This is a genomic window from Polaribacter sp. (assembly GCF_049276715.1).
Classification (GTDB): Bacteria; Bacteroidota; Bacteroidia; order Flavobacteriales; family Flavobacteriaceae; genus Polaribacter.
Genome location: NZ_JBASWY010000055.1, coordinates 1 through 3,327, shown reverse-complemented (window position 1 = coordinate 3,327; position 3,327 = coordinate 1). Strand labels below are relative to the sequence as shown.

At 66.5% G+C, this 3,327-nt stretch carries 2 protein-coding genes; both read right to left on the bottom strand.

The features are described 5' to 3' along the window. Positions 1-1,999 (bottom strand): phospholipase D-like domain-containing protein (locus WAO74_RS13800; protein ID WP_422162841.1); only part of this gene is annotated, 1,999 nt, incomplete at its 3' end. A 10-nt stretch (positions 2,000-2,009) separates the two neighbouring features. Beyond that, the coding region (locus WAO74_RS13795; protein ID WP_422162840.1) for a hypothetical protein at positions 2,010-3,327 on the bottom strand (1,318 nt) is incomplete at its 5' end.

The window sequence follows — 3,327 nt, the reverse complement described above, 5'->3', positions numbered from 1 at the left end:
CTGTCACCTGGACCACGACGGGTTCCAGATGCGCGGGGCCGGATTCCCCCGCCGGGCGGGTGGGCAGCGGCGGCACCGCGGGTGTCGTCTGCCAGGCCGGATCGCCGGGCGCCCAGGCCCCCAGCGCGGTGTCGAGGTCACTGAATTCGTTCGGCAGGGCGGGCGGATCACCGCGCTTGAAGTGTTCGCGCCACAGCCGTTCGCGAAACGCCTTGACCGCATTCGTCGCGGGAGGGTTTTCGTCCATGAACATCACCGAATATTCCCAGTCGGTGTAGAGTGACCGCCGCATGATGTTCGCCGACCCGATCGACGCCCAGGTGTCGTCGATGATGATGACCTTGGAATGCACCGTCGTGCCCGCGGTCTGGCGCATCTCCAGCGCGTCACCCACGGCGGGCGGCAGCGGCGCCTTGGCGATATGAAAGCGGGTATTGGCACCGGAGGCGAAGGGGGGATTGCCGACGATGCGCCACGCGTTGACGCCGCGCCGGGCAAAGGTGAACCGGCCGCTGAATTCGTTGGCGCGCCAGCTGTCGGACCAGGTCAGGTCGGTTTCGACCAGGTTGAACGCCGGATCCGAAGTATCGACGGACAGCACCGTGCAATCGTTGGCCGGGTCGTTGGGCCGCAGATCGCCCCAGGCCTGGAAGATGCGGATCTGGTTGCGCTGGTCCGCGTTCAGCAGGGTAGAGGTGCCTATTCCCAGCAACCCGTTGTTCAAGGACCGCTCGAGGATCAGCTTTTCGTCGCGCGGCGCATCGTTCGGATCGCCCGCGCCCGACATCATCAGGATAACCCGCAGATCGGGCTGGGCACGAATCGCATCGTTGACCCATTCCATGACCTCACGGCTGTAATAACCTTGATCCTCCATGTAGATGTAGCGCTGCGCGCCCGAGATCGCCTTGCGCCAGCAGGCGCGCACCTCGAACAGCCCATTCGTGGCCTTCGAATACGCAGTGCCCTCGGGAAAGATGTTGCCGGGGTGATAGTTGAAGGCAGGTATCGTGCGGGCAGACTGCACATGGTGGGTGGGCGGCGGCGCGGGCTGCTGGATGAAATTGCCCGTGATGGTGCGGGTCGGCACATTGGGCGTCTTTGCGACCCAGTCGGGCAGATTGGCGTTGTTCAGCCGATAGACCTGGGGCTGGCGCAACAGGCTTTCACGCCACATCTCCTTGAAATGGTCATAAAACGCCTGCGCCGCGGGGCCGTCGATCATCGCCTGCATGTCGTGCCAGAAATTGCTCTGGATGTCGGTGTCGGCGGTCCAGGTGGGCCGGTTTTCGTGCCCGTACTGCGCCCATCGGATCATCTGGAAATCGAGCCCGCCGGTGAAGGCCACGGCGGAAAAATCGCCGGGCGAATTCGGATCCGCCGATCCGATGACGGCGCCCTTGATATGCACCGCCCCCGCCGTGTGACTCAGCGAATTGAGTATGCAGGACTTGGCCATGTTGGGCTGATTGCGCAGGAATTGCACGGCATCCATCGTTTCGGCGTTCAGGCTGATCATCCCGCCGATATCCGGCACCGCGTTCAGCGACGCGCGCACCTGCCTGCTTCGCTGCGCGCCCAGCAGCGGCACCGGGTTGGGCCGGTTCGCCGCCCAGGAAATCCAGCCCATGACCCGCACATCGACGCCGCTTGCGGCCTTGGCGGCCAGAAGATCGATCAGGTGATCGCCTCCGGTCACCGGATCCAGCGGAAACGGATTGCGGTTGCTGACCGTCGGGCCCTGGTTCAGCTTGTTGACCGTTTCGGGCACGATGACGTCGCCGCCACGCAGGCCCAGCCACCAGTTCGCGATGTAGATGAAATCGCCGGGGCCTGTCGCCTCGGCAAAGGCGAATTGCAACGCGTCGCGGTATTCCCACATGTCGAACAGCGGCGTGACCCGGCTGTTTTCGGCGGTGGGCGGTTCGGGTTCGGTCGGGGTGACGATATCGTTCTGGCCAAGCCAGAAGTAGCGGGACCGTTCGAATTCGAGTGCCATCACGCGCCCCCTATTGCGGTGCGAGCGGCAGGGACGGACCCTGCGCCACCGCACCCGTGTATTTGCGCACTCGCAGCCTGTAGGTAGCGCCCGCCGCCGGATCGGATCCAGCGTCGCGGACGCTGGCGGCGCCAGCCGCTTGCCAGCCGCCGACATCTGCCCAGAATCCGCCCGCCATCTGGCGCTGCAAAAGCCCTTCGTGGTCGCTGGTCCAGGACGCTTCGGCCCGCATCACGCCCGCCAGATCAACCCAGGCCAGAGTGACAGGCGAAACCTCGGGCTGTGTCGTATCGAAGGCCCGCGCCGCGATCGGATCCGAGGGTGCAGAGCGGGTGCCGGTCGCGTCCACCGCTTCCAACCGGTAGGTGAAGGTCACAAGGCCGTCGAGATCTGCATCGACCAGCACGTTCTCGCCGGGCCGCGCGGCGGGGTCCCCCGCCGGCACCGCAATCTCTGCGACCTGCGTCATCAGCCGCGTGTCGCGGGCATCCGCTGCGGTGTCGGTGCGAAAGACCCGATAAGCGGCAAGGTCAGGCTCTCGGTTCGAGGCCCAGACCAGCGTGATCTTGCGGTCCTGGGGTTCCTGCCCGTCCGGGTCGCCCGCCAGCGCGCGGATCAGCACAGGCCGCCGCGGCGGGGCCACGTCGTGCAGGTTGACCGCTGGGCTCGACAGCCCCAGCGGGCCGCGGTTCTGCGCTTCGTCGACAAAGGCGGTGCGGTAGAAATACCTGTTGCGAGCGCGCCCCTCCAGCCGATCGACATGGGCCCGCAGCGCGGGGTCGACGACAAAGCCCGGCGGGTTGTCCGGGCCTGCGCGATTCTCGGTCAGCGGGCCGGCGTTGGGCAGCGGCAGGTCGGTAATCTGCCGGAACGCTTGCGCAAGGCCCGGCAGGGCGGCCAGCACGCGCAGCGCATTGTTGGAGAGCGCTGCGTAATCCGCGCGCGACGCGATGCCGTTGAGCTGATCCGCCGCGGCCTGGCGCACCAACGGATCGTCCCAGTCGGGCGGAAAAAGTGCGGCATCGCCCGCCGTAAGCGCCGTGCGGGTTTGACGGATCGCGAGATCGCGCGCCTCCAGTGCTGCCCCCGCAAAGCCCTGATTGCCCGGCAGGCGCCCCAGCAGGGCCCGGGAATCCGCTGAAAGCCCGGCATAAGAGCCCGCCCCGGCTATCGCGTTAAGCTCCGCTGCCGCCGCATTGGATTGGGGGCCAGACCAGCCGGTTGGAAAGACATCGCCATGTGCGGCAGGGGACAGGGCCGTCCTGGTTTGCCGGATCAGCCAGTCGCGGTCGAAGACGGTGCCGTCGAGCGCCCGGTAGACATGGGTC